This is a genomic window from Ensifer adhaerens (assembly GCF_002007205.1).
GTDB classification, from domain to species: Bacteria; Pseudomonadota; Alphaproteobacteria; order Rhizobiales; family Rhizobiaceae; genus Ensifer; species Ensifer adhaerens_D.
Map to the genome: position 1 here is coordinate 260221 of NZ_LAZS01000005.1, position 26219 is coordinate 286439.

General features: G+C 64.5%; 28 protein-coding genes. 16 read left to right on the plus strand and 12 right to left on the minus strand.

The features are described 5' to 3' along the window. The first annotated feature begins 224 nt into the window (after positions 1-224). On the plus strand, positions 225-1121 hold the full coding sequence (locus XB14_RS04910) for a LysR substrate-binding domain-containing protein (protein WP_077960552.1): 897 nt from the start codon (positions 225-227) through the stop codon (positions 1119-1121). A 30-nt stretch (positions 1122-1151) separates the two neighbouring features. Here the strand turns inward: XB14_RS04910 and XB14_RS04915 are convergent, their stop codons facing one another. Further along, the gene (locus XB14_RS04915) at positions 1152-1718 is read right to left on the minus strand and encodes a GNAT family N-acetyltransferase (RefSeq protein WP_077960553.1); all 567 of its coding nucleotides are present in this window, start codon (positions 1716-1718) and stop codon (positions 1152-1154) included. Next, positions 1715-2602, minus strand: coding sequence for a phosphoserine phosphatase SerB (gene serB, locus XB14_RS04920; protein ID WP_077960554.1), 888 nt, complete (start codon positions 2600-2602; stop codon positions 1715-1717). Before serB ends, XB14_RS04915 begins: the two co-directional genes overlap by 4 nt. On the opposite strand from serB, the gene miaA reads away from it, so the two are divergent. Then, positions 2601-3512 (plus strand): tRNA (adenosine(37)-N6)-dimethylallyltransferase MiaA, encoded by a 912-nt coding sequence (miaA, locus tag XB14_RS04925; RefSeq protein ID WP_077960555.1) that lies wholly within the window; start codon positions 2601-2603, stop codon positions 3510-3512. The genes serB and miaA overlap by 2 nt on opposite strands. Before the next feature lie 25 nt (positions 3513-3537). On the opposite strand, the gene XB14_RS04930 is transcribed toward miaA, so the two are convergent. After that, a complete protein-coding gene (locus tag XB14_RS04930; RefSeq protein ID WP_077960556.1) occupies positions 3538-3939 on the minus strand; it encodes a VOC family protein in 402 nt (133 codons plus the stop codon). A gap of 121 nt (positions 3940-4060) precedes the next feature. Further along, positions 4061-4453 (minus strand): MAPEG family protein, encoded by a 393-nt coding sequence (locus tag XB14_RS33075; RefSeq protein WP_179119529.1) that lies wholly within the window; start codon positions 4451-4453, stop codon positions 4061-4063. 159 nt (positions 4454-4612) lie between these two features. Between XB14_RS33075 and XB14_RS04940 the strand changes: the two genes are divergently transcribed. Next, positions 4613-5026, plus strand: a complete 414-nt coding sequence (locus tag XB14_RS04940; RefSeq protein ID WP_234803959.1) for a winged helix-turn-helix transcriptional regulator — start codon at positions 4613-4615, stop codon at positions 5024-5026. A gap of 50 nt (positions 5027-5076) precedes the next feature. Here XB14_RS04940 and XB14_RS04945 read toward each other — a convergent pair whose 3' ends face one another. From XB14_RS04945 to XB14_RS04955, 3 genes are all read right to left on the minus strand, one after another. Beyond that, on the minus strand, positions 5077-5772 hold the full coding sequence (locus XB14_RS04945; RefSeq protein ID WP_077960557.1) for a class I SAM-dependent methyltransferase: 696 nt from the start codon (positions 5770-5772) through the stop codon (positions 5077-5079). A 116-nt stretch (positions 5773-5888) separates the two neighbouring features. Next, complete coding sequence (locus XB14_RS04950) at positions 5889-7913, minus strand: ATP-binding protein (RefSeq protein ID WP_077960558.1); 2025 nt, start codon at positions 7911-7913, stop codon at positions 5889-5891. A 122-nt stretch (positions 7914-8035) separates the two neighbouring features. Beyond that, the gene (locus XB14_RS04955) at positions 8036-8602 is read right to left on the minus strand and encodes an RBBP9/YdeN family alpha/beta hydrolase (protein ID WP_077960559.1); all 567 of its coding nucleotides are present in this window, start codon (positions 8600-8602) and stop codon (positions 8036-8038) included. 108 nt (positions 8603-8710) lie between these two features. Between XB14_RS04955 and XB14_RS04960 the strand changes: the two genes are divergently transcribed. From XB14_RS04960 to XB14_RS04970, 3 genes are all read left to right on the plus strand, one after another. Continuing rightward, the gene (locus XB14_RS04960) at positions 8711-9178 is read left to right on the plus strand and encodes an Lrp/AsnC family transcriptional regulator (protein WP_077960560.1); all 468 of its coding nucleotides are present in this window, start codon (positions 8711-8713) and stop codon (positions 9176-9178) included. A gap of 164 nt (positions 9179-9342) precedes the next feature. Next, positions 9343-10443: a calcium/proton exchanger gene (gene cax / locus XB14_RS04965; protein ID WP_077960561.1), complete on the plus strand. Its 1101-nt coding sequence runs from the start codon at positions 9343-9345 to the stop codon at positions 10441-10443. A gap of 436 nt (positions 10444-10879) precedes the next feature. After that, positions 10880-11248, plus strand: a complete 369-nt coding sequence (locus tag XB14_RS04970; protein ID WP_077960562.1) for a hypothetical protein — start codon at positions 10880-10882, stop codon at positions 11246-11248. A gap of 49 nt (positions 11249-11297) precedes the next feature. On the opposite strand, the gene XB14_RS04975 is transcribed toward XB14_RS04970, so the two are convergent. Then, the gene (locus XB14_RS04975) at positions 11298-12170 is read right to left on the minus strand and encodes a LysR family transcriptional regulator (protein ID WP_143348230.1); all 873 of its coding nucleotides are present in this window, start codon (positions 12168-12170) and stop codon (positions 11298-11300) included. Between the two features lie 108 nt (positions 12171-12278). On the opposite strand from XB14_RS04975, the gene XB14_RS04980 reads away from it, so the two are divergent. Further along, the gene (locus XB14_RS04980) at positions 12279-13346 is read left to right on the plus strand and encodes an alkene reductase (RefSeq protein WP_077960563.1); all 1068 of its coding nucleotides are present in this window, start codon (positions 12279-12281) and stop codon (positions 13344-13346) included. An 85-nt stretch (positions 13347-13431) separates the two neighbouring features. On the opposite strand, the gene XB14_RS04985 is transcribed toward XB14_RS04980, so the two are convergent. Then, on the minus strand, positions 13432-14805 hold the full coding sequence (locus tag XB14_RS04985; RefSeq protein WP_077960564.1) for an MATE family efflux transporter: 1374 nt from the start codon (positions 14803-14805) through the stop codon (positions 13432-13434). Between the two features lie 545 nt (positions 14806-15350). Between XB14_RS04985 and XB14_RS04990 the strand changes: the two genes are divergently transcribed. From XB14_RS04990 to XB14_RS05005, 3 genes are all read left to right on the plus strand, one after another. Next, positions 15351-17129, plus strand: coding sequence for an acetolactate synthase 3 large subunit (locus XB14_RS04990; RefSeq protein ID WP_077960565.1), 1779 nt, complete (start codon positions 15351-15353; stop codon positions 17127-17129). Positions 17130-17152: 23 nt separating this feature from the next. After that, positions 17153-17725, plus strand: coding sequence for an acetolactate synthase small subunit (gene ilvN, locus XB14_RS04995; protein WP_077960566.1), 573 nt, complete (start codon positions 17153-17155; stop codon positions 17723-17725). A 681-nt stretch (positions 17726-18406) separates the two neighbouring features. Beyond that, positions 18407-19426 (plus strand): NADP-dependent oxidoreductase, encoded by a 1020-nt coding sequence (locus XB14_RS05005; RefSeq protein ID WP_234803961.1) that lies wholly within the window; start codon positions 18407-18409, stop codon positions 19424-19426. A 396-nt stretch (positions 19427-19822) separates the two neighbouring features. On the opposite strand, the gene XB14_RS05015 is transcribed toward XB14_RS05005, so the two are convergent. Continuing rightward, the gene (locus tag XB14_RS05015; protein ID WP_077960569.1) at positions 19823-20668 is read right to left on the minus strand and encodes an aldo/keto reductase; all 846 of its coding nucleotides are present in this window, start codon (positions 20666-20668) and stop codon (positions 19823-19825) included. Positions 20669-20878: 210 nt separating this feature from the next. On the opposite strand from XB14_RS05015, the gene XB14_RS05020 reads away from it, so the two are divergent. From XB14_RS05020 to XB14_RS05040, 5 genes are all read left to right on the plus strand, one after another. After that, positions 20879-21472 carry a LysE family translocator gene (locus XB14_RS05020; RefSeq protein WP_077960570.1) on the plus strand — a complete coding sequence of 198 codons (594 nt, stop codon included), beginning with the start codon at positions 20879-20881 and terminating at the stop codon, positions 21470-21472. An 88-nt stretch (positions 21473-21560) separates the two neighbouring features. Next, complete coding sequence (nthA, locus tag XB14_RS05025) at positions 21561-22214, plus strand: nitrile hydratase subunit alpha (protein WP_077960571.1); 654 nt, start codon at positions 21561-21563, stop codon at positions 22212-22214. Further along, complete coding sequence (gene nthB / locus XB14_RS05030) at positions 22211-22870, plus strand: nitrile hydratase subunit beta (protein WP_077960572.1); 660 nt, start codon at positions 22211-22213, stop codon at positions 22868-22870. The genes nthA and nthB overlap by 4 nt, the downstream gene beginning before the upstream one ends. Then, positions 22839-23228, plus strand: coding sequence for a nitrile hydratase accessory protein (locus XB14_RS05035; protein WP_143348231.1), 390 nt, complete (start codon positions 22839-22841; stop codon positions 23226-23228). Before nthB ends, XB14_RS05035 begins: the two co-directional genes overlap by 32 nt. 126 nt (positions 23229-23354) lie before the next feature. Next, entirely contained in the window at positions 23355-23618 is a 264-nt protein-coding gene (locus XB14_RS05040) for a hypothetical protein (protein WP_234803962.1), read from the plus strand. Between the two features lie 135 nt (positions 23619-23753). Here the strand turns inward: XB14_RS05040 and XB14_RS05045 are convergent, their stop codons facing one another. Together XB14_RS05045 and XB14_RS05050 are read right to left on the minus strand one after the other, a co-directional pair. Then, positions 23754-24647, minus strand: a complete 894-nt coding sequence (locus tag XB14_RS05045; RefSeq protein ID WP_077960574.1) for an SDR family oxidoreductase — start codon at positions 24645-24647, stop codon at positions 23754-23756. Positions 24648-24717: 70 nt separating this feature from the next. Beyond that, positions 24718-25371, minus strand: coding sequence for an O-methyltransferase (locus XB14_RS05050; protein ID WP_077960575.1), 654 nt, complete (start codon positions 25369-25371; stop codon positions 24718-24720). 91 nt (positions 25372-25462) lie between these two features. Here XB14_RS05050 and XB14_RS05055 point away from each other — a divergent pair, with 91 nt between their 5' ends. Further along, positions 25463-26098 (plus strand): TetR family transcriptional regulator, encoded by a 636-nt coding sequence (locus XB14_RS05055; protein ID WP_077961884.1) that lies wholly within the window; start codon positions 25463-25465, stop codon positions 26096-26098. The last annotated feature ends 121 nt before the right edge of the window (positions 26099-26219 follow it).

Sequence of the window (26219 nt, forward strand, 5' to 3'; positions counted from 1 at the left end):
GGGCCGCACGCACCGGAATTGGCATCAACTCTCATGGCTCGGGCAGGCCGCCGCGCGCGGGTGCGTCCCGTGCGCCCGCTGGAAGGTCGCCAACCGCAGCGCTTCGAACAGGATTTCGATGATCGCAAGCATGGTCGCACCTCCTTTCTGACCACCATTTCATCGCACTTGCGGGCATCGCTCAAACGAGTTTACAGTCGCCTTCGAATAACTTGAGGTTATGCATGAAGCGCGGCCGGTTGCCCCTGACAGCGTTGCGGAGTTTCGAGGCGGCGGGACGGCTGGAGAGCTTCACGCTGGCTGCATCGGAGCTTTTCGTCTCGCAGGCCGCCATCAGCCGGCAAGTGCGCGAACTCGAGGAACTGATCGGTCGGCCGCTGTTTGAACGGCTCCACCGCGGCGTGCGGCTGACGGCCGATGGCGAGGCGCTGCTCGGCACGCTGACCGCGGCCTTCGACATGGTCGGCGAAAGCCTTGATGCGCTCTCGGGGCGGCGGTTTTCGCAGACGCTGAAGGTCAGCGCCGAACCCTCGTTCGCCGGCTGCTGGCTGGTGCCGCATCTGCAGGAATTTCAGGAGGCGCATCCGGAAATCGACCTGGTGATCGACGCCGATCCGCGGCTTTCCGAGTTTCGCAGCGGCGAAGCCGACATCGCCATTCGCCACAGCCTGACGGCCGAACGCTGGCCGCGGGTCGAAGCGCGCCCTTTGGCGCGGGTGGAAATGATCCCGGTAATCGCGCCAGCTCTTGCCAGGGCCGGCCGGCCGCTTGATCGGCCGGAGGACCTGTTGCAGCACGCGCTTCTGCACGAGGACAACCGCGCGCTCTGGGAGCAATGGTTCGCGGCTGCGGGTGCTGCGCCGGTCAAGCTTGAACGCGGCGCCATCTTCGCCGATGGCGCGATGGTGCTGCAGGCGACGCTTCGAGGCAATGGTGTCGGCCTGCTCGACCGTGATCATGCGCTCGACGATCTCGCAGCCGGAAGGCTGATCCGGCCCTTCGACGTTTCGGTGCCCTATGGGGCGTTCTTTCTCGTGGCTCGACGTTTCGAGACGCTTTCCGATGCGGCGCAGGCGTTCGTCGCCTGGATCGAGCGGAGCTATCCGGGCTGCGCGCGATAGGTCCGGCAGGACAGTGAGGGGCAATCCCGTCTACTTCGCCCGCCGCGCCCGCCATTCCTCGGCTGTGATGGCGTAAAGCACATGCCGCATCAGCGCCGGGTGATCGGCGGGAACGCGGGGATGGTCGAAGTCGCGGCTGGCGTCACGGCGCATGCCGATCCGCTTCATCACCGCGGTCGAGCGGGCATTGGCCGCGACGGCGAAGGAGACGACCTCGCTCAGGCCCTTTTCCTCAAAGCCGTAGCGCAGGAGGTCGGAGGCCGCTTCGGTCACGTAGCCTTTTCCCCAATAGGGCGTCGAAAGCCGCCAGCCGATTTCGACGGTGCCGTTTGGCAGGTGTGGCTCCAGATCGGTGAGCGCGAGGCCGCAAAAACCGATCGGCCGGTCGTCGGCCTTGAGTGCCACGGCGAAGAAGCCGAAGCCGGTCTCGGCGATGCCCTTGCCGACGCGATCGAACAGCGCGTCTGATTCCGCGCGGCTGCGGCGGAAGGGAAAGAATTCCATCACCTTGGGATCGCTGTTGATCGTAAAGAAGAGGTCGCGGTCGCTCTCCTTCCAGGCGCGGATGCGCAGCCGCTCGGTCTCGGAGATGATCATCCGGCGAAATCCGTCTTGCGATAGCCCTGCAGATAGAGAAGGGCGGTCAGGTCGCCGTGGTCGATGCGGACCTTCGCCTGTTCGGCAACCACGGGCTTGGCATGCAGCGCCACGCCGGTGCCGGCAAGTTGGATCATGCCGAGATCGTTGGCGCCATCGCCGACGGCAAGGGCCTCGTCCGTCGAGATGCCGAGGCGGCCGGCGATATCGATGAGCGCATCGACCTTGGCCTGCTTGCCGAGGATCGGGCTGGCGACCTCGCCGGTGAGGATGCCTGCGTCGGCGATCAGCGTGTTGGCGCGGTTCTCGTCAAAGCCGAGCATGTCGGCAATCGGGCCGGTAAAGACGGTGAAGCCGCCGGAGACGAGCGCGGCATAGTGCCCCTTGCTCTTCATCGTCGCGATCAGCTGCTTGCCGCCCGGCGTCAGCGTGATGCGCTTGGAAATTACCTCGTCGACGACGCTGAGCGGCAGGCCTTTCAGCAGCGCGACGCGTTCGGTCAGCGCCGGCTCGAAGGCGATTTCGCCGTTCATGGCGCGCGCGGTGATATCAGCCACCTTGTCTTTCAGGCCGACTTCGGCGGCGAGTTCGTCGATGCATTCCTGGCCGATCATGGTCGAGTCCATGTCGGCGATGAGCAGCCTCTTGCGGCGGCTCTCGGCGTCCTGCACGGCGACGTCGACGGGCGCGTTTGCGATGACGCCGCGCAGCAGCGCTTCGGCCGCATCCGGATCGGTGCCATCGGCGAGCGCGATGTCGCAGGCGATGCCGTCGGCGAGCCAGTAGAGGCCGGATGCCTTGACGGCATCAGCGGCGGCTTCTGCCAGTGCTGGCGTCAGAACAGGATTTGACGGATTGGCGATAAGCGTGGCAACGAGAGCCATGGACAACAACCTTGATACCGAGAGCGACGCGATCCTGATAACCGGGCCGACCGCCAGCGGCAAGTCTGCGCTTGCCGTCGAACTGGCGCGCCGGCATGGCGGCGTGGTCGTCAATGCCGACAGCATGCAGGTCTACGACACGTTGCGGCTGCTGACGGCACGGCCGGACGAGGCCGACATGGGCGGCATCGAGCACTGTCTTTACGGCCATGTGCCGGCGGCATCCGCCTATTCCACCGGTGCCTGGGCGCGTGAAGCGCAGGCGCTGGTCGTGCGGCTCAAGGACGAGGGACGCTTGCCGGTTTTTGTCGGCGGCACGGGGCTCTATTTCAAGGCGTTGACCGGCGGTCTCTCCGATATGCCCGAGATTCCGGCCGCGATCCGCGAAAGGCTGCGCGAGCGGTTGAAGACGGAGGGGCCGGAAGGCCTTCACCGGGACCTTTTGGCCAAAGATCCGGAAACGGCGGCGACGCTGAAGCCGGGCGACGGCCAGCGGATCGTGCGCGCGCTCGAAGTGACGGAGGCGACCGGCAAGCCGATCCGCTTCTTCCAGAAGCAGACGGGGCCGATCATCGTCAACCCGGACCGGGCGGCGAAGTATGTGGTGCTGCCGGAGCGCAAGCTCCTGCACGACCGCATCAATCGCCGCTTCGAGCTGATGCTCTCACGCGGCGCGATCGACGAGGTCAAGGCGCTGCTTGCGCTCGACCTTTCGTCGGAAATGCCCGTGATGAAGGCGATCGGCGTCAGCCAGATCGCAGCACTATTGAGGGGTGAGCTCGACGAGGCCGAAGTGGTCGAGATGGGCGCGGCCGCCACGCGGCAATATGCCAAGCGCCAGATGACCTGGTTCCGCAACCAGCTTGATGAAAGCTGGCGACGCATCGAGAACGCGGGCGAAGTGCTCTGAAACACAGAGTGACGCCAGCGGTCGATCAGTCCGCCAAATTCAGTTGCCAGGACACGCCGAAGCGGTCGTTGACCCAGCTGAAGCGCTGGCTGAAGCCGTAATTATCGAGCGGCATCAGCACCGCCCCGCCTTCGGCGAGCATGCCCGAGAGCGTGATGATCTCGTCCTCGCTCTGGCATTCGACGAAGAAGGAAAAGGACGGAGTGAAGTCGAAGGCGTGCCGGACCGGGCTGTCGATGCACTTGACGCGCTGAGCGCCGAGCCGGAAAAGCGCCACCTTGACGCTGCCTTCGGGGCCTTGCTCGTCCGGGCCATAGCGCTCGACGTCGAGCACTTCGGCATTGGGGAAGAGCGAGACGTAGAACGCCATGGCGTCGTCGGCAACACCGTTCTGGAACATCAGGAAGGGGGTGATGCTTGCGACCATGGCGTGCTCCCGTCTTCGTCGGTCGTTTGACAGCCTTTGGAGCGATACACCCCCGGGATGTCGCGACGACAACGGGCGGCTTGCCCGATTGTTCCCTTTCCCGCGCCCCCATCCGCCGCAGTCAGGTGAGGAGCGGCCACAGCATCAGGGCGATGCCGATGATGCTGGCCGCGAAGAGAACCGAGCGCAGCACCGGGATGCCGATCGCATAGGCGAGCCAGAAGGCAAACCGCGCCGAAAGCCACAGAATGGCGCCGATCTCCGTCGTCGCGTCGCCTCTGCCGGTGATTTCGACCGCAAGCAGCGCGGACGCGGCGAAGGGAAACGTCTCGAGAAAATTTGCCTGCGCGCGTTTCAGCCGTCCGACCAGGGGCGTTGGCGGCGGCACGGCCGCTTCGCGCGAAGAGAGTGACCAGGCCAGTCCGTTCTGGCGGGTCTGGAGCTGCGCCGCGACGAAAACCTGGACGATGCCAAAGATGCAGCCGAGCGAAAGAACGGTCATCTCCACGCTCATGGCTGCGCTCCGAAGGCCGTGTCGCAGCTGACTTCTCCGGATGCCTGTGCCGTTGCAGCCATCGTGGCTTCCTCCCGCAATGTTTCGCTGGTGGGACGCTAACTCTTTGGTATGATATCGTAAATACGGACAAATAGGATAGTACGGAGGGCCGCCGACATGACGGAGCAAGCCGTGGAAACCGGGCGCGGCGTCGGCCCGAAAGTGTCCAGCCTGACCGGTCTCGACATGAGCCATATCCGGCTTTGCCCCGCCATCGCCTTCACCCGGATCGTCGGCGGGCGCTACAAGCTTCATATCCTCTGCGTGCTGGAAGGCGGCACCCACCGCTATGGCGAAATTGGACGCTCGCTGCTTCGCGGCGGGCTTGGAAAGCCGATCACCCCGCGCATTCTGAGCCGTGAACTGCGGGAGTTGGAGGAACGGGGCCTGATCAGTCGCCGGGACTATCCGGTGGTGCCGCGCAAGGTGGAGTACAGCCTGACCGAGAAGGGGCGGGCGCTGATGCCGATCCTTGCCGAGATCGTCCGCTGGGGCGCAACCGGGGCGCACGAGGAGATCCTGGGGATCTGACCTTTAGTCGACCGGGCTGAAACGATGCTTCGCTTCCGAGATCGTCGCGCTCACAGCTTCACGGCCGAGAAGAAGAGGAACCTCGGCTTGGTCGTCAGGCTTTTATGCGCCTCCGGAAAGAGCGTGCGGGCACGCGGATCGGGCTCGGGCTCGCTTACCGTCTCGATCGCAAATCCCGCCGATTTGAGCGCATCGAACATGGCGTGCAGCGGGCGATGCCAGAAGCGCATCTCGATGGTCTTGCCGCCGCGCTCCCAGGTATCGTCAAAGCTGTAGGTCTCGAAGTAGTTGTCGTGACCGGAGAGCTGGTGATCCATGAACGGGTGATGGGTGGAAAGCACCAGTCGGCCGCCGCTGGGCAATATACGGTTGAACTCGCAAAGCGCCGGCGACCAGTCCTCCAGATAGTGCATGACCAGCGATGCCAGGATCAGGTCGAAGGCGCCATCGTCGAACGGCAGTGGCGCGTCGAGGTCGGCTACCAGCAATCGCGCACGCCCTTTAAGGCGCTGCCGGGCGATTTCGAGAAGGCCGGCGCTCTTGTCGATACCGGTCAGCGTGGCGCCGCGCTCGATCAGGGCCGCCGCGTGCGCGCCACCGCCGCAACCGGCGTCCAGCACCCGAAGCCCGGCGACGTCGCCGACGAGGGCAAGCGCGGCCGGCCGCTCGTAGAAGGCGTTCCAGGCGTTGTTTTCGTTGTCGGCGTCATAGGCTGCCGCAAAGGCGTCGTAGTCGTTCTCAGGCAAGGTCTTTTCTCCGCGGCCACCCGAAGGCGTGCGCTCGAAATGCTTGAAATATCTCTCTTATCGATCCGCGGCGCCGTGGCGCAACAGTGACCGTGCCGCTGCCGGCGTGGCGGGCGTCAGGGCTTGCGGATGATGCTGCCGAGCGGCCGCTTCAACAGGCTTTCGCGCAACGACCCTTGGCGCGGCCGCTCGCCGGGCGCCGGGTCAGCCGGCGGCGGGCGGCGTTGGGCCTGATCGGTCGCCGACGGCTCGTTCAAAAGCTGCTGGCGGATCTGGTTGAAGCGTTCCAGTTCCGGATTGACCGGGGCAGCGGCGCGCGGGAGCATGTCCGGCCGATAGGGCTCGATCTCGGGCTGCGGCTCGCTGAAGCCCTGTTCCGGCTCGCTTTCTGCCGCGGCGCCAAGTTCCGTCTCCCAGCGCTGCGCCTCGGTGCTCTGCGCTGCCATGTAGCTCTGCTGGAAGCTCGAGATATCCGGCCCGTTGATGGCGCGCATGCGGCTGACGATCGCGCGCAGATCGACGGTCGGCGGGTGGTCCTCGTCGATCCGGTCGATGATCCCGTGGGCGCGCGGCAGGCGCTCCTCGGCGATGCGGGAAAAACGCATGCGCATCGGTACGGAGACGGCTTCGCCGAAGGCGATCGCCTCGCCGTTGCCGATCGAGGAAATGAAGCTGGTGGTCGATGTCGAGGAGTTCGGAATAGCCGAGCGAATGATGTCCTGGTCGCGGTCGTTGGCAAGCCGCATGGCAAAGACCGTCGAGCACTGCGACAGGATCGTCGGGTCGAGTTCGCCGGGGCGCTGGGTGATGATGCCGAGCGAGACGCCGTATTTGCGGCCTTCCTTGGCGATGCGGGCGATCGCCTGGCGCGTCGGCAGGAAGCCGAGCGAAGGATCGGCGGGCACATAGCGGTGCGCCTCCTCGCAGACGACGAGCATATGGATGCCGCCATTGCTCCACAGCCCGATTTCGAAGGCCATGCGGCAGAGCACCGAGGCGACGGAGTTGACGACTTCCGAGGGGATGCCGGCGAGCTGGAAGGTGGCGATCGGCCGGCCATCGCCGGGGATACGGAACACCCGGGCGATCGTATCCTGGATGGTGTCGGTGATCGTGTTCGAGGAGAACATGAAATGATAGCGCGGATCGTTGATCGCCGAGGCGATCTTGACCTTGAGCGAACGCAGATGCGGCTTGTCGTTGCGGCCCTCGAGCCGGCCGATGCGCTCGTCGATCAGCGCCAGGAGGTCGGCGATGCGGTAGGGCACCGGCGTGTCGGCCGTGATCGAGCTCTTTTCCGTCTGGCGCCGGACGACGCCGTCGCCGCCGCCGCCGCGAAAGGCCTTCTTCGCCTCGGGGATGATGTCGCGCAGCATGTCGAGTTCGTCCGGCGGGGCCGGGCGGCCGCGGAAGATCACCTCGGCGAATTCTTCCAGCCGGAAGAACCAGAAGGGCAGGTCGAGCGTGTCGGTGTCGATGACGACGGCAAGGTCGGGAAAGGCGGCGGCGAATTCGTTGTGGGGATCGAGGATCAGCACGCGCAGCTTGGGATCGGCTGATATCGCCTTGTTGAGCAGCAGCGTCACGGCGGTCGACTTGCCGACGCCGGTCGTGCCGACGATGGCGAAATGCTTGGCGAGCATCGACGGCACGTGGATGGTCGCATCCAGGCTCTCGTCCTGGGTCAGCTTGCCGATGATGCAGCTGTCGCTACGGCCGGAATCGTAGATGCGCGCAAGGTCGGCGGTGCGGATGCGGTGGGCGATGGCGCCGAGATAGGGGTACTGGCTGATGCCGGCAGAAAACTCTTCGCGCCCCTCCGGTCCCATGTGGACCTCGCCCATCAGTTCGACCTCGATGCGGAAGATGTTGTTGGCCTCTTCGCCCCATTCGCTGGAGGCGGTCTGCATCGAATAGACCAGCGCAACCACGCGGTTCCTGCCGACGGAGATGGAGATCAGCCGGCCGACGGACCAGAGTTCGGTGAGCGACGTCTCGCCGCTCTCGGCGATGGCGGCAATGGTGGCACGCGCGCCGTTGCAGGCGACCACGCGCCCGAGGAAGCGGTTGCCAGGCTTCAGGCCGTCACGGCGATCCTGCTCTCCGGCACGGATCGAGGAATGAAGTTCATTGTTCAGCAACGCGAGAAACCCCGGCAATACGGCCCCTTATCTTAGCCCCGCGAGATTTAATAAGTGGTTTCGCGTCGTTGCCGCAGCGAAGCAACGGCAACCGAGCCGGCGCTCCACTCTGCACGTCATCGTCAGCCGTTGACCGCGAGGCTTGCGCTTTCATGGGCGGCGCCCGCGACAAACGACCGGAACAGCGCGTGCCCTTCCGGCCAGTCGCCCAATCCACTCCTGCCGTTGATATGACCAAGGGCACCGACCTCGACCAAGCTGCTTCCCCATTGTGCGGCCCGCATCTGAGCGTAGCCGACACTGCCAAAGGGGTCGTTGGAGCTTGCCACGACAAGCGAGGGGAAACGGAAGCGTTCCGCCGGAACCGCGGCAAACCCGGCAGCCTCGGCCGGGAAGGCCGGGGATGCGGGGTCGGGAACCGCAACGAGGAAGGCGCCGGCGACGGGCAGCACGGACGCCTTCTGCCAATGGGCGACGAGCAGGCAGGCAAGGCTGTGGGCGACAAGGAGCGGCGGTTCGCCGGCTGAGGCAATGGCGCTGTCGAGCGCTACGACCCAGTCTTGAAGGTTCGGCCGATCCCAGTCGCTGGGTTGGAAGCGGCGGATGCCTGGGTCCAGGCGCTCCCAATGGGTCTGCCAATGTGTCTCGCCGGAGCCGCCGATGCCCGGCAGGATGATGATATCGTTCATGTCGCCCTCTCATCTTCAACATACGGAAAGACTGCCACCTTCCCTTGGCCATCTGAATGCGCAATTATCGGAAAGTGCGGCCGTTTGCCGATGGATTAAAGGTGAAACATGGGGCTTGACCGTTCTGTCCTCGACCCGACCGATATCGCGATCATCGAGGTATTGCAGGAAGACGGACGCATCGCGATCTCGGAGCTCGGGCGGCGTATCGGTCTGTCGCAGCCGGCGACCTCGGAGCGGGTCAAGCGGCTGGAGGAGCGCGGCATCATTTCCGGTTATGGCGCACGCATCGATGCGGCGCGCCTCGGGCTTGGCATGATGGCGGTGATCCGCCTGAAGACGACGCACGAACATATCCGTGCCTGCCTCAAGCAGTTTTCCGAGATGCCGCAGGTGATCGAGGTGCTGCGGCTGACCGGCGAGGACTGTTTCCTTCTCAAGGTGCTGGTGCCGACGCCGGGCGAGCTTGAAACGATCGTCGACACGATCGCGCGCTATGGCGCCGTGACGACGTCGCTTGTCTTGAGCGGCGAGCCGGAAAAGCCGATCGGGCGGGCGCTGATCCAGCGGGTCTGAGACTGGGCGCCGGGCACGCTCCGACTTGATTAAAGTCAATGCAGAACGCGAGAGGACGCGGGATAATTCAACCATAGGCCAGGCACGTCCGTTCGGGTGACCGTCAGGGGCGTTGCCGGCCACGGACGCTCGAAGGGCGAGCGGGAAGCGGGCGAGGGGAAACCATGAGCAATGCCATTGCCACTATCATCCGCACGCCCATTCTCTGGCTGTTGATCTTCGTGCCCATTGCGATCGCCGGCGAGCACATCTGGCCGGACGCCCATACGCTGCTCTTCCTGCTGTCGGTGGCGGCGATCGTGCCCTTGGCGGCACTTTTGAGCCAGGCGACGGAGGCGGTTGCGGCGCGCACCGGCGATACGGTGGGCGCGCTGCTCAACGCGACGCTTGGCAACCTGACCGAGTTGGTTATCGCCCTGATGGCGCTCGCCGCCGGCCAATATCTGCTGGTCAAGGCATCGATCGCCGGCGCGATCGTCACCAACACGCTGTTCATGCTCGGGGGTTCGTTTCTGCTCGGGGGGCTCAAGTTTCACCTGCAGGAGTTCAACCGGGTGAATGCGCGCTTTCTGGCGAGCCTCCTGTTCATGGCGACGATCGCCGTGCTCGTGCCTTCGCTGATCGGTGCTGCCGACGGCCAGCCGCAGACGGCTTTCACCCAACAATTGAGCGCCGGCCTCTCCGTCCTTCTCATCATCACCTATGGGCTCTGGATGCTGTTTTCGCTGAAGACCCATCGCGAGCTGTTCGTCTCGGCAACGTCCGAGCATGGCGGCGATGAACCGCACTGGCCGCTGGCGACGGGCATCGTCGTGCTGCTGGTGGTGACCGTTCTGGTGGCGCTCGTCAGCGAAGTTTTCGTCGGCTCGGTGCAGGTGGCGGCCGAAGAGCTGGGCATGACGCCGGCCTTCGTCGGCTTCGTCGTCGTCGCGCTCGTGGGCGCTGCCGCCGAGATGGCGACAGCCTTTTCCGCCGCACGCAAGGATCGGCTGGACCTGAGCGTCGGCATTGCGCTCGGCAGCGCCGTGCAGATCGCGCTTTTCGTCGCGCCGCTCCTGGTGCTTTTGAGCTACGTGCTCGGGCCGCAGCCGATGGACCTGCAGTTCTGGCCGGGGGCGATCGTGATGATGCTGGTCGCGACCATGGCCGCGACGCTGCTTTCCAACGGCGGCCGCTCCGCCTGGTACATGGGCGTTCTGGCGCTGACCGTCTATGTGATCTTCGCCATGACGCTGTTTCTGCTGCCGCCGCAGGTGCAGCCCTGAGGCACGGCCGAAGCTGACCGGCGATGTCAGCGCCGCCGGCCGCGATCAGGCTTCGGGCGCGGCCTTGCTGATGTCTCTCATCCGTCTCGTCGCGGAGCTGAAGGGCGGGTCTATTTCGGGGCGTTCATATCGAACACGACCCAGCGGAAGAACAGGTAGATCGCGCCGAAACTGAGGAGGAGGGGGGTGAGCATCGGAAGGTCAAGCATATCATTGCCTTTGTTCTTGGAGCTGCTTCATGCAGCCATGCTAATCTTCCACGGCAAGTGTTAATGCGCGGTGCACGAGAGGTCGTCGACCTCTAAAATCCTTCTGGCTTCGATGCCACTTGACCTCAATATTAGTTGAGGTCCTACAAACCCCTCCATGATGACCTGCCAGGGTCTCATTGCCCGAGGCTCGAATCCACCCCGGGAGCCAGCGACATGGAGGACACATGACCGAGCAATTGCTGTTTCGAAACCTGATGAAGATCACTCCCGGCCACCTCGACGAATTCCGGGAGGCTGTGAAGCGCGCGATTGCCTTCGTCGAAGCGCATGCACCGCAACTGATGGTGCAGACTTTCATCGACGAGAAGGACATGCGGGCGGTGAGCATCCAGCTCTATCGCAACTCGGAGGACGTGCTCCGTCACTGGCAGATGTCGGATGCGCACATCAACGACGTCTCGGCCCATTGCACGGTGGAACGGCTGGAGGTCTACGGCGCGCCAAGCGTGGCGGTGGCTGCGGGCGTCGCGCCTTTCATCGCGGATGGACGCGGCTTCATCATGCCGCCGCTCACCGGGTTCTCGCGGTTCTAATGAAAGACCGGTCGACGCGCCGGAGGTCCGACGCGTCGATCTCGGCCGGCTATGTTCGCCCCAGATGCGCCTGCAGAAACTCGATGAAGCGCTGGGTCTTGGCTGGCAGCAGCCGGGTTTCAGTGATCGCGTGAACCGAGACGGACGGACCCTGCCAGCCGGGCAGCACGCGTCTCAACCGGCCCTCGGCGACGTCGTTTGCGACGATGCGTTCGGCAAGCAGGGCGATGCCCTGACCGTTTACGGCAAGCGCGCCCATCATCCCGACATTGTTGACCGTGAAGCGACCGCCGACGGAGACCTCGATCTTCTCCTGGCCGTTGTCGAGCGTCCAGTCCGTGGCCCTTGGCATGCAGATGCAATCACGAGCCGCCAGATCGGCCGGGTCTTGCGGCTCGCCGAAGGCTTCCAGGTACGCCGGGGAAGCGTAGAGATAGCGCGCATGGCGCCCGAGCAGCCGCGCTATCAGGCGCGAATCCTGTAGCTCCCCGGCGCGGATCACGACGTCGAAGGGCTCCGTCACCAGGTCGACGCGGCGCGGCGTCAGGTCGAAATCGAAGGTGATACCCGGATAGAGCCGGGCGAATTCAGCGATCAGCGGCGTCAAATAGAGGGTCGCGAAATCGACCGGCATCGACACGCGCAGAAGGCCGCTCGGCTGCTCCAGCATCGCGCCAAGCTGCTCGTGCGCCAGGCGTGCTTCGTCGACGATGCGTTTGCTGCGCTCGAAATAGAGTTGGCCCGCTTCGGTCAGCTCGATCCTGCGCGTGGTGCGGTGAAGCAGCCTCAGCCCGATCGCCTTCTCCAATTCGCTGATGCGCCGCGAAAGCGTGGAGTTGGGCATGCCGACGATGTCAGCGGCTTTGCGAAAGCTTTTGGCTTTTGCCACTTCGACGAACAGCGCCATGTCGTTCAGATGCATTGCATTGCTCCATCAATGGAATAGTAAATTCAACGAGGCTATATTTATCCCGAAGACGGAATAGTGGACAAGGGCTCAAACGAAGGACAAGCCTCAAAGGAGAGCCTGATGAGCCTGCAGTTCACCCCCGTACGGATTGGCCGCCATACGCTTGCCAACCGGCTGGTCATGGCGCCCATGACCCGCAGCCGTGCGGAACCCGATGGCACACCCGGCGCGCTCGCCGCCGAATATTATGCCCAGCGCGCCAGCGTCGGCCTGATCGTGACCGAAGGCACCCAGCCTTCGGATGACGGCCAGGGCTATCTCACCACGCCCGGCATCTACACCGATGCGCATGTCGCCGGCTGGAAGAAGATCACCACGGCCGTGCACGAGCGGGGCGGGCGCATCTTCATCCAGCTCATGCATGCCGGACGCATGTCGCATCCCGACAACACGCCGCACCATCGCCAGGGCGTCGCGCCGTCGGCGATCGCGCCGGGGGGCGGCATGTTCACGGCCACGGGCATGCAGGACATCCCGGCGCCGCGGGCGCTAACGACAGACGAAGTGCGCCGGACCGTCGCCGACTTCCGCCATGCGGCCCGCCGCGCGATCGAGGCCGGTGCCGATGGCGTCGAGATCCATGGCGCGAACGCCTATCTGGTCCACCAGTTTCTGGCGCCGAGCGCCAACACCCGGACCGACGAATATGGCGGCTCGATCGAGAACCGCGCGCGTTTCGCGATCGAGGTGGCGGCGGCCATCGCCGAGGAGATCGGCGCCGACCGCACGGCGGTCCGCCTTTCTCCGGGCCTTGCGATGTGGGGCATCGATGAGGGCGCCGAAGGGCCGGATCTCTATCGTTATCTGGTCGGCGAACTCGACAAACTGGGCCTTGCCTATCTGCACATCATGCATGCGGGCGGCGAGCCCTTGCTCGCCTCGCTCCGCAAGCTCTGGACGCAGCCCCTGGTCCTGAACAGGCCCGGCCGCGGTCGAGACGAGATCGGTTCCGATCTCGCATCGGGGCTCGCCGATCTGGAAGCCTATGGCCAGATGGTGCTTGCCAACCCGGACTTTATCGATCGGCTGAAGTCCGATGCGCCGATGAACGAAGCCGACCGCATGACCTATTTCGGCGGCACCGGGAAGGGCTATATCGACTATCCGGCGCTTGCCGTGTCGGCCTAGAGTGGTTCCGCTTCAAGGAGAAAGCTTGAAGCGGAAAGACACGGCAGAGGCGATCGGCCCCGCTATGGGCCGATCCCTGTTTTCTTCAAGGCACCCTGCCGGAAATGGCCCGCTGCCGCGATGCCTGCCACAGTACCAGCATCGCGACGACGAGCAGCAGCGCTTCGGCGGTCGGCGTGGCGAACCAGATCCCCGGTTCGCCGAAGGTCGACGCGTAAAGTGCGACCAGCGGCATGGTGAAGAGATAGGGCTTGGAAAGCCCCAGGATCGCCGCCCGGCCGCCATCGCCGATCGCCTGAAAGTAGCTGCCGAGCATGATCAGCGGTCCTGAGAAGACATACAGCGCGACCATCACCGGCATGATGCGCGCAACGGTAGCGATGACCGCGTGGCTGTCGACGAAGGCTGCGCCGATCGGCCGGGCAAATCCGACGAGCAGCACTTCGACCACGAGGCAATAGAGGAGTGCGACGAGGACGCCGAGCCGCAGCATCCTTTCTGCCCGGTCCGTGAGGCCGGCGCCGACGCTGTTGCCGACGATCGCCTGCATCGCCTGGCTCAAGCCGAGCAGGGGCAGCAGGGCGAAGGTCATGATGCGGGTGACGATGCCATAGGCTGCGACGGTGGTGTCGTAGCCTTCGGCGGCCGTCTGCTGCAGTGCTGCCATGATCGTCACCGAAACCAGCGCCATGCCGATGAAGCCGAGGCTTTGCGGGCTGCCGAGCGCGACCATGCGGCTCCATCCGGTCAGCGGGTTGTGCCGGAGGAGGGCGGAAAGCCGGAGCTCCGTGCGTCCGAACAGGCGGAAGAGGGCGATGAGGCCAAGCGCCAGAACCTGGGCGAGGACCGTGGCCGTGGCGGAGCCCGCAACGCCCATGCCCAGGAGCGCGATCAGCACATAGTTGAGGGCGAGGTTCGCGATCGAGACCAGCAGGCTGAGGCCGGCCATCAGCCCGGCGCGCCCTTCGCAGCGAAGCGCATCCGATTGCACGGCGAGCAGGAACTGGATGGGCGCGCAGAAGACGATGATCGCGATGTAGCCATGGGCCATGCCGGCCAGCGGCCCCGGACCGTTGGCAAGCGTCAGCACCAGTCGCTCGCCGAATGCCATGAACAGGACGATCAGCGCCGCGGCGATCATGAGCGCCAGCATATGGGCGCCGGCGAAGACGCCGCGAGCTTCGGCAAAACGGCCGGCGCCGAGATGGCGGGCAAGCACGCTCGCCATGCCGCTGACGACGAGGGTCGAAAGCGCCACCGTGAGGATGAAGAACGGGAACACCGTGGTCACGGCGCCGACCGCATCGGCACCGACATAGAGGCCGAGCATGACCGCGTCGACCACTGTCAGCAGCCCGTTCATGCTCATCACGAAGATGATCGGCAGCGCCGTGCCGGCGAAGACTGCGCCAAGCGGCGCGGTCAAAAAGCTATTCTGCCTGGAAGTGTCCCTGGACATCCAACGCTCCTGGTCTTCGCATTTCGATTGGGAAGAGGAGGGGCTCGCATTGCCTGCCACACGAAATGCGATCGGGGCGAGAGGGTGTCGTCAGAAGTCAGATTTCACCGGGACGAAAACGTCTGCGAGCGGCTGGGATCTGAAGCCCGCAATCGACGTAGCGCCAAGCCGCATCGCCGTCAAGCCAGGGCCTCCCGAGGCTTCGACGGCCTTTGCGCGTCCGTAGACGCGCCGCGCCGCGCGGTCATCGTTGCGCGGCTTTCTCGGCCGGTCAGAGGAGCGAGTGCGTCGGATTGCGCAACAATGTTCCGCGCGGAAGCCCGATCGTGTAACTAAAAGCCGTTGACGCCTGGAACATTTGTGGTTATCAACTCGGCCCATGAAAAATTTTGCGGTTATTCTTGTGGTGGGACGGCGCATGGGCAGGATGGTGTAACCATCCGGCGGTAGCCACCCATGCGCTGAACGAGGCTCCTGACGGGGCCTTTTTTTATGCCTTCAAACAAGCTAAGCACCCAACTGGGAAAAGGGACGGAAGCAGGTCAATGAGCGGTACAGAAAACCAGATGACGGGCGCGGAGATCGTTCTCCAGGCACTGAGAGACAACGGCGTCGAGCATATCTTCGGCTATCCGGGCGGCGCCGTGCTTCCGATCTATGACGAAATCCACCAGCAGGACGACATCCAGCACATCCTCGTTCGCCATGAGCAGGGCGCCGGCCACATGGCCGAAGGTTATGCCCGCTCCACCGGCAAGGTCGGCGTCATGCTGGTCACGTCAGGCCCCGGCGCCACCAACGCGGTGACGCCGCTGCAGGACGCGCTGATGGATTCCATCCCGCTCGTCTGCATCTCCGGCCAGGTTCCGACCTCGCTGATCGGCTCCGACGCCTTCCAGGAATGCGACACCGTCGGCATCACCCGGCCGTGCACCAAGCACAACTGGCTGGTCAAGGACGTCAACGACCTCGCCCGCATCATCCATGAGGCCTTCCGCGTCGCCCAGTCCGGCCGCCCGGGCCCGGTTGTCGTCGATATCCCGAAGGACGTCCAGTTTGCGACCGGCACCTACACGCCGCCCTCGGCCGTCCCGACCCAGAAGAGCTACCAGCCGAAGAAGCAGGGCGATCTGAAGAAGATCGAGGAAGCGGTCGAACTGATGCGCAACGCGCGCCAGCCGATCATCTATTCCGGCGGCGGCGTCATCAATTCCGGCCCGGAAGCCTCGCACCTCCTGCGCGAGCTGGTCGAACTGACGGGTTTCCCGATCACCTCGACGCTGATGGGCCTCGGCGCCTATCCGGCCTCCGGCAAGGCCTGGCTCGGCATGCTCGGCATGCACGGCACCTACGAGGCCAACATGGCGATGCATGACTGCGACGTCATGGTCTGCATCGGCGCGCGCTTCGACGACCGCATCACCGGCCGCCTCAACGCGTTTTCGCCGAATTCCAAGAAGATCCACATCGACATCGACCCGTCGTCGATCAACAAGAACGTTCGCGTCGACGTGCCGATCCTCGGCGATGTCGGCACGGTTCTCGAAGACATGGTCCGCCTGTGGCGCGCGGCTTCGAAGTCGGCCGACAAGGCGCGGCTTGCCGACTGGTGGGAGATGATCACCAAGTGGCGCGCCCGCAATTCGCTCGCCTATACGCCGAACGACGACGTCATCATGCCGCAATATGCGATCCAGCGGCTCTATGAGCTCAGCAAGGACCGCGACACCTACATCACGACAGAAGTCGGCCAGCACCAGATGTGGGCAGCCCAGTTCTTCGGCTTCGAGCAGCCGAACCGCTGGATGACCTCGGGCGGCCTCGGCACGATGGGCTACGGCTTCCCGGCGGCGATCGGCGCGCAGGTCGCGCATCCGGACAGCCTCGTCATCGACATCGCCGGTGACGCCTCGATCCAGATGTGCATCCAGGAAATGTCCTGCGCGGTCCAGTACGGCCTGCCGGTCAAGATCTTCATCCTCAACAACCAGTACATGGGCATGGTGCGGCAATGGCAGCAGCTGCTCCACGGCAACCGCCTGTCGCACTCCTACACGGAAGCCATGCCTGACTTCGTCAAGCTGGCCGAAGCCTATGGCGGTGTCGGTATCCGCTGCGACAAGCCGAGCGAGCTCGACGCCGCGATCCGCAAGATGATCGACACGCCGGCGCCTGTCATCTTCGACTGCCGCGTTGCCAACCTTGCCAATTGCTTCCCGATGATCCCGTCGGGCAAGGCCCACAACGAGATGCTGTTGCCCGACGAAGCCACGGACGAAGCGGTCGCCAATGCGATCGACGCCAAGGGCCGTCAGCTCGTCTGAGACAGGTAGAGGAACCAATCGACATGAACGCACACCTTCAACCGACCGGCTCCGCCTACTTCATCGCCAAGGAGACCGAGCTCGCCGAAACCCACACGCTTTCGGTCCTCGTCGACAACGAGCCGGGCGTCCTTGCCCGCGTCATCGGCCTGTTCTCCGGCCGCGGCTACAACATCGAAAGCCTCACGGTTTCGGAAACGGAACACGAGGCGCACCTGTCGCGCATCACCATCGTCACGCGCGGCACGCCGCACGTGCTCGACCAGATCAAGAACCAGCTCGAGCGGCTGGTTCCGGTCCACCGCGTCGTCGACCTGACGGTGCGCGCCGGCACGCTCGGCCACGACCGGCCGATCGAGCGCGAACTGGCGCTCGTCAAGGTGCACGGCTCGGGCGACCACCGGGTCGAGGCGCTGCGCCTTGCCGATGCCTTCCGCGCCTCGGTCATCGACGCCAACATCGACCACTTCGTCTTCGAGATTACCGGAAAGCCGTCGAAGATCGAGCAGTTCATCGCCATCATGAAGCCGCTCGGCCTCATCGAGGTCTGCCGCACCGGCATCGCGGCCATGAACCGCGGCCCGCAGGGCATGTGAATTTTCAAGAGGGGCGGCCCACAGGGCCGCCCCTCACGCTTTGTGCCGGCTTTCGCGCTTACGTCGCGAGGGGCTGCGATTCACCGTGATTGCCCTTCACACCACAGGCTGGGAATGCCCCTCACCCTAACCCTCTCCCCGCAGGCGGGGAGAGGGGACAGTGTCGCGGGTGCTGCACCTTTCTCGACTTCAAGAACACGTGCTGCAGGGGCACTCCGGTGATTTGTGCCCGGCGGTCGCCACGTGTTTCCTTCTCCCCGCCTGCGGGGAGAAGGTGGCCGGCAGGCCGGATGAGGGGCAGGCGCAGTTGTCACTTGTACCTCGCGGGGAAGCTGCCCCTCACCCTGGCCCTCTCCCCGCAGGCGGGGAGAGGGGACAGTGTCGCGGGTGCCGCACCCTTCTCGGCTCCAAGAACACGTGCTGCAGGGCACCCTGGTGATCTGTGCCCGGCGGTCGCCGCGTGTTTCCTTCTCCCCGCAGGCGGGGAGAAGGTGGCCGGCAGGCCGGATGAGGGGCAGCCTGGGCGCGCCACAGAAACCTTTCAGGCGCTCCGGATGAGGGGCGGGCGAAGCGCCATTGAAATCGACCCGGCGCCACGCACTCGGTTGACTCGGTCGGCATTTCTCGCCGACTAATCGCGGCAGAATTTCCGAAGATACCAGGTGCCGAATGAGCGCGACGATGATGCAGGCATTCGTTCTGACACGATACGGCGGCCCCGACGCTGCCGAACTGCGCGACATGCCACGTCCGCGACCGGCGCGTGGCGAGGTTCTCGTCCGGGTGCATGCCGCCGGTCTCAACCCCGTCGACTACAAGACACGCGAAGGCATGCTGAAGGTCGTCCAGCGCTATCCGCTGCCGGCCGTCATGGGCAACGAAGTGGCCGGCGTCGTCGAGGCGCTCGGCGACGGCGTCACCTCCTTCAAGCCGGGAGACCGGGTGTTCGCCCGCATGCCCAAGGGTGCCATGGGCGGTCTTGCTGAATATGCCGTCGTGCCCGAACAATTCCTGGCGAAGATGCCCGTATCGATCGACTTCAACACCGCAGCCGGCGTGCCGCTCGCCGGCCTCACCGCCTTGCAGGCGCTGCGCGACGAGCTCCATGTGAGCCAAGGCAGCAGGGTCTTCATACCCGGCGGTGCCGGCGGCGTCGGCACCTTCGCCATCCAGATCGCGAAATGGCTGGGCGCCGAGGTCACGACCACGGCATCGCCCCGCGGCCGCGCGCTTGTCGAGGCGCTCGGAGCGGACGTGATCATCGACTACACGAATGAGCGGTTCGAAGAGCATCTGCGCAACATGGACGGCGCCTTCGATCTGCTCGGCGGCGAAACGCTTCTGAAGTCCTTCGGTGTCGTCAAGCGCGGCGGCAAGGTGGTTTCGATCGCCGGCATGCCGGAGCCCGAAACCGCGCGCAAGGATCTCGGCCGTGGCCTGTTCCTGATAACGCTTTTCTGGCTGGCATCCTACCGGATCCGCGCCGTCGCCCGGAAGCACGGCGTCAAATACCGCTACCTCTTCATGCATCCTGATGGTGCCGAGCTTGCCGAACTTGCCGGCCTCATCGATGCCGGGACGATCCGGCCGGTGATCGACCGGGTTTTTCCGCTCAAGGATGTCGCCGAAGCCTTCGCCTATCTGGAATCCGGCCGTGCCAAGGGCAAGGTGGTGGTGGAGATTGCGGGCGCCTCCGGCTGATCGAAGCTTGCTCCGTTTCCACCGTGACGAGCGCGAAAGCGCTTGTGGTCCCGCGTGTTGGTTCCCGCGGACCGGGCGTGCCCCCTCACGAATCGTGTTTACCTGCCCCTCACCCTAACCCTCTCCCCGCAGGCGGGGAGAGGGGACGAGGTTGCCGCTGATATCGCCTCCATAGTTCCAGCAGTAGCCGGCCTTCAGGTAGCCGGCCGTCAACGGCGTATGTTGGAGCGGGTGGGCGCGACAGATTTCCTTCTCCCCGCGAGCGGGGAGAAGGTGGCCGGCAGGCCGGATGAGGGGCTTCCCTACCGACCGGATGAGGGGCTTCCGTCACGGGGCGGATGAGGGGCCTCCCTCACCGGGCGGATGAGGGGCCGGTTTGGAGAGAAGCGCGAACCCTCAAATCATCTCCAGCGAGCGCTTGCGGTTCGGTGGCGGGAAGGCGCGGTCGAGATCGGCGACATCTGCCGCCGTCAGGTGGATATCCATCGCGTCGCGGTTTTCGCGCAGGCGGTCTGCCGAGCCGGTCTTCGGGATCGAGATGACGCCGGGCTGAGTTTTGAGAAAGGCGAGAGCGATCTGCGATGGCGTTGCCTGGTGCGCCTTGGCGATGTGGATGAGATCCGGGTGGCGCAGCAGCCGGCCCTCGTCGAGCGGCGAATAGGCCATGATGGCGATGCCTTGGCTCTGGCACCAGGGCAAAAGGTCGAACTCGATGCCGCGGCGCGAGAGGTTGTAGAGCACCTGATTGACGGCAACGTTCTTTCCGTCCGGCACGCCAAGCAGTTCCTCCATGTCGTCGACGTCGAAGTTGGACACGCCCCAGGCGCCGATCTTGCCTGATTTCTTCAGCGCCTCGAAGGCGGCGACTGTTTCCGCCAGCGGATAGCCGCCGCGCCAGTGCAGAAGGTAGAGATCGATATGATCGACGCCGAGATGTTTCAGGCTGCGTTCGCAGGCGGCCTCGGTGCCGAGCCGGCTGGCGTTCGAGGGCAGCACCTTGCTGACGATGAAGGCCTCGTCCCGCCGCCCGCGCACCGCATCGCCGACCACCCGCTCCGACGCGCCGTTGCCGTACATCTCGGCGGTGTCGATCAGGGTCATGCCGAGATCGAGGCCGAGCTGCAGGCTCTTCACTTCATCGGCCTTCTGGGTTCCACTGTCGCCCATGCGCCAGGTGCCCTGGCCGAGAACGGGGATCAAGCGGCCGTCAGGCAGGGTGGTCGTCGGTATCGGATCATGCATGGCATTCCTCGTGCCCTAGGATTTCTCGCTTTGCTCCATGCCAATCTAGTGCATGCACCGGCACTTTCGACAGCCATGTCAGCGCAAACTGTCTCAGCAATTGGAATGCTATTTCTTGAGAGCGCTACAGGAAGTTGTCACCATGACAACTTCGCGGCTGGAACTCGCGAATAGGTCAATTATGCTGACCCAATTGACCGGGAGGAAACCATGCAGGCCGATACGCTGCTGGCGCTGTTTTTGTTCGCATTCACCACCTCGATCACGCCGGGGCCGAACAACATGATGCTGTTCGCGTCGGGCGTGAACTTCGGTTTCGTGCGCACCATTCCGCATATGCTGGGCATCGGCGCCGGCTTCTTCCTGCTGCTCATCGCCGTCGGTTTCGGCCTCGGTGCGCTGCTGCATTCCGTGCCGGTCGTCTACACGGCGCTGAAGTTCGCAGGCGGTGCCTATCTCATCTGGATCGCCTGGAAGATCGGCACCTCGCGTTCGCTGTCCGAAGGCAAGGCCAGCGCACAGCCGATGACCTTCATCGGGGCTGCCGCCTTCCAATGGGTCAATCCCAAGGCGTGGGTCATGGCGGTTTCGGCCATGGCGACCTATACCAGCAGCGACAGCTACCTGATGAGCGTTTTCGTCGTCGGCCTCGTCTTCGCGCTCGTCAATGTGCCGAGCGTTTCCACCTGGGCGGGTTTCGGCTCGGCGCTCAGGCAATGGCTGTCGGAACCGTCGCGGCTCAAATGGTTCAACATCACGATGGCGGTTCTGCTCGTCGTGAGCCTCTGGCCGATGCTAAAATAGCGAAGCCGAAGCGCGGCGACGGCCCCGTTCCTGCCAGAGCGAATCTGCAGTAGAAATGACATCGATTTCCCGGCGGAGGAGCCAGGCAATGTCCGAACACCATCACGATCACCACCATCACGATCATCACGATCACGACCATCACCACGACAACCATTTCACCGACATGGAAGCGCGGGTGAAGGCGCTGGAGACGGTGCTGACGGAGAAGGGGCTGATCGATCCGGCGGCGATCGATGCCATCGTCGAGACCTATGAGACGAAGATCGGTCCGCGCAACGGCGCGCGCGTGGTGGCAAAGGCCTGGGCGGACCCCGAATTCGCCGAATGGCTGAAGCGCGATGCGACGGAGGCGATCGCCTCGCTGGGCTATACCGGACGGCAGGGCGAGCATATGCGCGCCGTGTTCAACACGCCCGACACCCATAACCTCGTCGTCTGCACGCTCTGTTCCTGCTATCCTTGGTCGGTGCTCGGGTTGCCGCCGGTCTGGTACAAGGCGCCGCCCTATCGCTCGCGCGCCGTCATCGATCCGCGCGGCGTGCTCAAGGAGTTCGGCCTGACCTTGCCGGAGACGACGCGCATCCGGGTCTGGGATTCGACCGCGGAACTGCGCTACCTGGTGATCCCCGAGCGCCCGGCCGCGACGGAAGGGTTCAGCGAGGAAGAGCTTGCCGAACTGGTGACGCGCGACTCCATGATCGGCACCGGGATTGCACTCTCCGCGGAGGCGCTTCGATGAACGGTCCGCACGATCTCGGCGGTGCCCATGGCCTCGGCCCGGTGGCGCCGGAAAAGGACGAGCCCTATTTCCATGCGGAATGGGAAAAGCGGGCGCTCGGCGTCACGCTCTCCTGCGGCGCCTTCGGCGCCTGGACGATCGACGAAAGTCGGCACGCGCGCGAAAGCCTGCCGCCGGCGACCTATCTCTCGGCCAGCTATTACGAGATCTGGACGCGGGCGCTGGAAACACTCCTGAAGCGCCACGGCTTCGTGACCCAGGCCGAACTCGATGGCGGCCATAGGCTGGAGCAGGGTGCGGCGCCGAAGCGGGTGCTGAAGGCCGACATGGTGGCGGGCGTGCTTGCCAAGGGCGGCCCCTGCGACCGACCGGTGGAGGCAGCCCCACGCTTTGCCGCAGGCGACCGAGTGAAGACGAAGAACTTCAATCCCGAGACCCATACGCGCCTGCCGCGCTATGCCCGCGCCAAGCTCGGGCGGGTGGAAGCGGTGCAGGGCTCCTTCGTCTTTCCTGACGACAACGCCCATGGCCGCGGCGAGAATCCGCAATGGCTCTATACCGTCGTCTTCGACGGGCCCGAGATCTGGGGCGAAGGCGCCGATCCGACGCTGACAGTCTCGATCGATGCCTGGGAGAGCTATCTTGAATACGTGTAAGGTGACGTCACCGCTGATTGCTTCGGCGGAGCTGCCGAAGTCGCCGGAGGGCGATCCGGTTTTTGCCGAGCCCTGGCAGGCGAACGCCTTCGCCATGACCGTGCGGCTGCACGAAAGGGGCGTGTTCTCCTGGCCCGAATGGGCCGAGGCACTTTCGGCCGAACTCTACAAGCCCGGCCGCAAGGCTGATGCCAGCGACTATTACGACTGCTGGGTGGCCGCGCTCTCGCGCCTCGTCACCGAACTTTCGATCGCCTCCGGCGGCGAGCTCGAAGATCTGACACGGAGCTGGCAGCGCGCGGCGGAGGCGACGCCGCATGGGCAACCGATCGTGATCGAAAACGATCCGTTGAGGTAGCCGGCGTGAGCCTCGAGCGGCGTCGCGAAACGAAGTCACCTCGCTGACAGCGGACTTCCGGTTGCCGCCTCGTTCATAGACAGTTCAGGCTGGATGGCGGACGGTAGGCAACGGAAGGAGAGAACGATGCGCATGAAGCTCGTCCTGTTTGCTGTTGCGGCGATGACGGCCAGTGAGGCTCAGGCCGGCAGCCAATCGTCAAACAGCAGTTCGAACAGTTCGTCGAACAATGGTGTGGTCCGCGAGCGGATCGTTGAGACCTATTGTGAAGATGGCTATTGCGAGCGCTATGTCCGCCACCGGGTGTACCGCGATGATTGGCGGCGTCGCGACACCGACGCGTGGCCCGGCCGTCGTGACGACGACGACGATGATGATGACGATGATTGATCGCAGAGGCCTCCGACGGCAGACCGCGCAAAGCGAGGCCTCTGCGGCCTGTTTCTTCTGTCTGGCTCGTGAACCGGCTTACTGTCAGAACATTGCGTCTGGTCCTGCCATCGCCAGCCCTGGATTGAGGTGGGGTCAGGGGGCGTAATAGGCTGCCTGGTCCAGATCGGAGAGAAGATCCGGGCCAGCCGGGCTCCACCCGAGCAGGGCGCGTGTACGGGCGCTGGACACGGCCATGCTGCCGCCCGCCATGTTTGCAAACCAACCGAAATGCCCCCGAGGACGGGCCTCGGCGGACAGGCCGAAGTGTCGACCCACCATTTCCGCAATCTGCCTGAACGGCACCGCTTCGTCCGCCACGGCGTGATAGACGCTCTCGGTCATGCCGCTTTCAAGCGCAAGGCGATAGACCCGTGCTGCATCACCACGGTAGACGCCTGACCAGCAATTGGCGCCGTCGTCGAGATACGCCGAGACACCGGTCTCACGCGCCAGGCGCGCGATGATGGCGACGAAGCCGTAATCGCCCAGGCCATGCACGGAAGGGGCAAGCCGGACAGTCGATGCATGAATGCCGCGTTCGGCAAGGGCGCGGGCGGCCATTTCGGATTTGCGTGGCACGACCGGATTTGGGACGTCGGCTTCGGTCGCACCTGGCGGCAGCCCTGCGAGACCGGAGGTTACCAATAGCGGCCGATCCGATCCGGCGAGAACCTCGCCCAGAAGCGCGATGACGCGCTGATCCTCGGCTGCACTTTCCATGAAGCTGGAAAAATCCTGGTCGAGGGGGCCATGGACGAAGTCGTGCCCGAATGCCGTGTGGATGACGGCATCGGCTTGCCCTGAAGCCCGCTGCAGGATGGCCGCGTCCCCAAGGCCACCTTCGACGACCGCAGCCCCGGTTGCGGCGAGGGTTGCGGCCTTTTCCCTGGAGCGTGCAAGGCCGGAAACCCTGTGCCCTGCCTCGATCAGGTCCTTGACCACGGCCGATCCGACCCAGCCGGTCGCGCCCGTTACGAATACGTGCATTGATGTTCTCCTTGATGTGGCAGCCGTGAGCGGGCCACGCGTCGTCAGGCAATGAAAACGATGGTGCCGATCAGGCGAGGCGCATCGTCACTTCGATGTCGTCGGCAAACGGGGTCGACAGGAAGTTGCCGGGGCCTGAGCGGATGTAGTCGAGATATTCGGGGCAACTGTCGGCGTCGTCGGCGATGATCAGGGCGCCCGGACGCAAGCGTGGCTCGATCAGCTTGAAGACGTCGAGGTAGATCGGTTTAGCCCCGTCGAGCAGCACCAGGTCGATCGCGTCAGGAAGATCGGCGAAGGTCGTCAGCGCGTCGCCTTGCCGGATCTCGACGAGATCGTCGAGGCCGGCCGCGGCGAGGTTCTGTCTTGCCCGTGCCACCTTCGACGGTTCGAATTCGCTGGTGATCAGTTGACCGCCGCCGTTGTCGCGCAGGGCGGCGGCGAGAAAGAGCGTCGAAATGCCAAAGGACGTTCCGAACTCGACGATCCGGCGGGCGCGGCCCGCGCGGGCGAGCATGTAGAGGAGGTTGCCGGTCTCACGCGAAACCGGAAGCCACAGATCCTTCAAGAGCCCGTAGAGCTGTAGATATTCGGTCTTGCCGTGCAGCAATCGTTCGCGTTCGCTTGCGGGCAGTTGCGCGACTGCGGGGCTGGTTGCGGCATCGGCCTCGTCGAACAGGCGGTCGAGAAGGCCCTTGAGAGGCTGGCTGGTAAGGGTGGTCATCGGACGTTCCTTCGTTTTCGATGGGCTTGCGTTCCCGAAGGAAAATACGAATAATTCGTCGCATTCGCTAATCGCATTGCAGGCAACCTCGATGGTAAGCAGACCAAGCACCTGTATTTCTTCAAGAAAAGCGCCCAAGCAGGCGCGCTCGAACGAGCTGGTGAAGGCCATTCTCCAGGCGGCTGTTCAGGTTTTGGAGGAGGAGGGCGCGCAGCGATTTACCACCGCCCGCGTCGCGGAGCGGGCGGGTGTCAGCGTCGGCTCGCTGTACCAGTATTTTCCCAACAAGGGAGCGATCCTGTTTCGGCTGCAAAGCGACGAATGGCGGCAGACGTCGGGGCTGCTGGCGACGATCCTCAGCGACAGGTCGCGGTCACCGCTCGATCGGCTCCGGTCCCTGGTTCACGCCTTCCTGCGGTCGGAATGCGAGGAAGCGGCCGTTCGGGTCGCCCTGGGCGACGCGGCACCCCTTTATCGCGATGCGCCTGAGGCGCGAGAGGCCAAGGAGGCCAACGATCCGCTCATCGATCGGTTCATGATCGAGCTTCTTCCGACGGCGCCCGCCGACATCAGGGAGCTTGCCGGCGACCTGATCATGACGACGATGACCACGGTGGGGAAGGATTTTTCAGGAGTGGCGCGCAGTGATGCGGAGATCGAGGCCTATGCGGATGCGATGGCCGACATGTTCTCGGCCTATCTCGTGGCGAAGGGCGCCGGCACCTGATGCATCCCGACAATTGTGAGCGTCCCGGCGATTTTGAGCGCAGGGCGTCTCGGGTCACGCAGGGTGAGGCGAATGTGCGAGCTCGACTGTAACTCTCTGAAATACCTTGCCAAAAAAGCCT

Excerpts from the sequence above, each read along its gene's own strand:
- XB14_RS04955 (WP_077960559.1), bottom strand. The coding sequence starts at position 8,602 with ATGAACGATATCATCATCCTGCCGGGCATCGGCGGCTCCGGCGAGACA.
- XB14_RS05035 (WP_143348231.1), top strand. The coding sequence starts at position 22,839 with ATGCCTGGGAGAGCTATCTTGAATACGTGTAAGGTGACGTCACCGCTG.
- XB14_RS05050 (WP_077960575.1), bottom strand. The coding sequence starts at position 25,371 with ATGACCACCCTTACCAGCCAGCCTCTCAAGGGCCTTCTCGACCGCCTG.
- XB14_RS04915 (WP_077960553.1), bottom strand. The coding sequence starts at position 1,718 with ATGATCATCTCCGAGACCGAGCGGCTGCGCATCCGCGCCTGGAAGGAG.
- XB14_RS04970 (WP_077960562.1), top strand. The coding sequence starts at position 10,880 with ATGACCGAGCAATTGCTGTTTCGAAACCTGATGAAGATCACTCCCGGC.
- XB14_RS04975 (WP_143348230.1), bottom strand. The coding sequence starts at position 12,170 with ATGCATCTGAACGACATGGCGCTGTTCGTCGAAGTGGCAAAAGCCAAA.
- XB14_RS04940 (WP_234803959.1), top strand. The coding sequence starts at position 4,613 with ATGACGGAGCAAGCCGTGGAAACCGGGCGCGGCGTCGGCCCGAAAGTG.
- XB14_RS05045 (WP_077960574.1), bottom strand. The coding sequence starts at position 24,647 with ATGCACGTATTCGTAACGGGCGCGACCGGCTGGGTCGGATCGGCCGTG.
- serB (WP_077960554.1), bottom strand. The coding sequence starts at position 2,602 with ATGGCTCTCGTTGCCACGCTTATCGCCAATCCGTCAAATCCTGTTCTG.
- XB14_RS05055 (WP_077961884.1), top strand. The coding sequence starts at position 25,463 with ATGGTAAGCAGACCAAGCACCTGTATTTCTTCAAGAAAAGCGCCCAAG.
- XB14_RS05015 (WP_077960569.1), bottom strand. The coding sequence starts at position 20,668 with ATGCATGATCCGATACCGACGACCACCCTGCCTGACGGCCGCTTGATC.
- cax (WP_077960561.1), top strand. The coding sequence starts at position 9,343 with ATGAGCAATGCCATTGCCACTATCATCCGCACGCCCATTCTCTGGCTG.
- XB14_RS04990 (WP_077960565.1), top strand. The coding sequence starts at position 15,351 with ATGAGCGGTACAGAAAACCAGATGACGGGCGCGGAGATCGTTCTCCAG.
- XB14_RS05020 (WP_077960570.1), top strand. The coding sequence starts at position 20,879 with ATGCAGGCCGATACGCTGCTGGCGCTGTTTTTGTTCGCATTCACCACC.
- ilvN (WP_077960566.1), top strand. The coding sequence starts at position 17,153 with ATGAACGCACACCTTCAACCGACCGGCTCCGCCTACTTCATCGCCAAG.
- XB14_RS05005 (WP_234803961.1), top strand. The coding sequence starts at position 18,407 with ATGATGCAGGCATTCGTTCTGACACGATACGGCGGCCCCGACGCTGCC.
- nthB (WP_077960572.1), top strand. The coding sequence starts at position 22,211 with ATGAACGGTCCGCACGATCTCGGCGGTGCCCATGGCCTCGGCCCGGTG.
- nthA (WP_077960571.1), top strand. The coding sequence starts at position 21,561 with ATGTCCGAACACCATCACGATCACCACCATCACGATCATCACGATCAC.
- XB14_RS04980 (WP_077960563.1), top strand. The coding sequence starts at position 12,279 with ATGAGCCTGCAGTTCACCCCCGTACGGATTGGCCGCCATACGCTTGCC.
- XB14_RS05040 (WP_234803962.1), top strand. The coding sequence starts at position 23,355 with ATGCGCATGAAGCTCGTCCTGTTTGCTGTTGCGGCGATGACGGCCAGT.
- XB14_RS04960 (WP_077960560.1), top strand. The coding sequence starts at position 8,711 with ATGGGGCTTGACCGTTCTGTCCTCGACCCGACCGATATCGCGATCATC.
- miaA (WP_077960555.1), top strand. The coding sequence starts at position 2,601 with ATGGACAACAACCTTGATACCGAGAGCGACGCGATCCTGATAACCGGG.
- XB14_RS33075 (WP_179119529.1), bottom strand. The coding sequence starts at position 4,453 with ATGAGCGTGGAGATGACCGTTCTTTCGCTCGGCTGCATCTTTGGCATC.
- XB14_RS04930 (WP_077960556.1), bottom strand. The coding sequence starts at position 3,939 with ATGGTCGCAAGCATCACCCCCTTCCTGATGTTCCAGAACGGTGTTGCC.
- XB14_RS04985 (WP_077960564.1), bottom strand. The coding sequence starts at position 14,805 with ATGTCCAGGGACACTTCCAGGCAGAATAGCTTTTTGACCGCGCCGCTT.
- XB14_RS04910 (WP_077960552.1), top strand. The coding sequence starts at position 225 with ATGAAGCGCGGCCGGTTGCCCCTGACAGCGTTGCGGAGTTTCGAGGCG.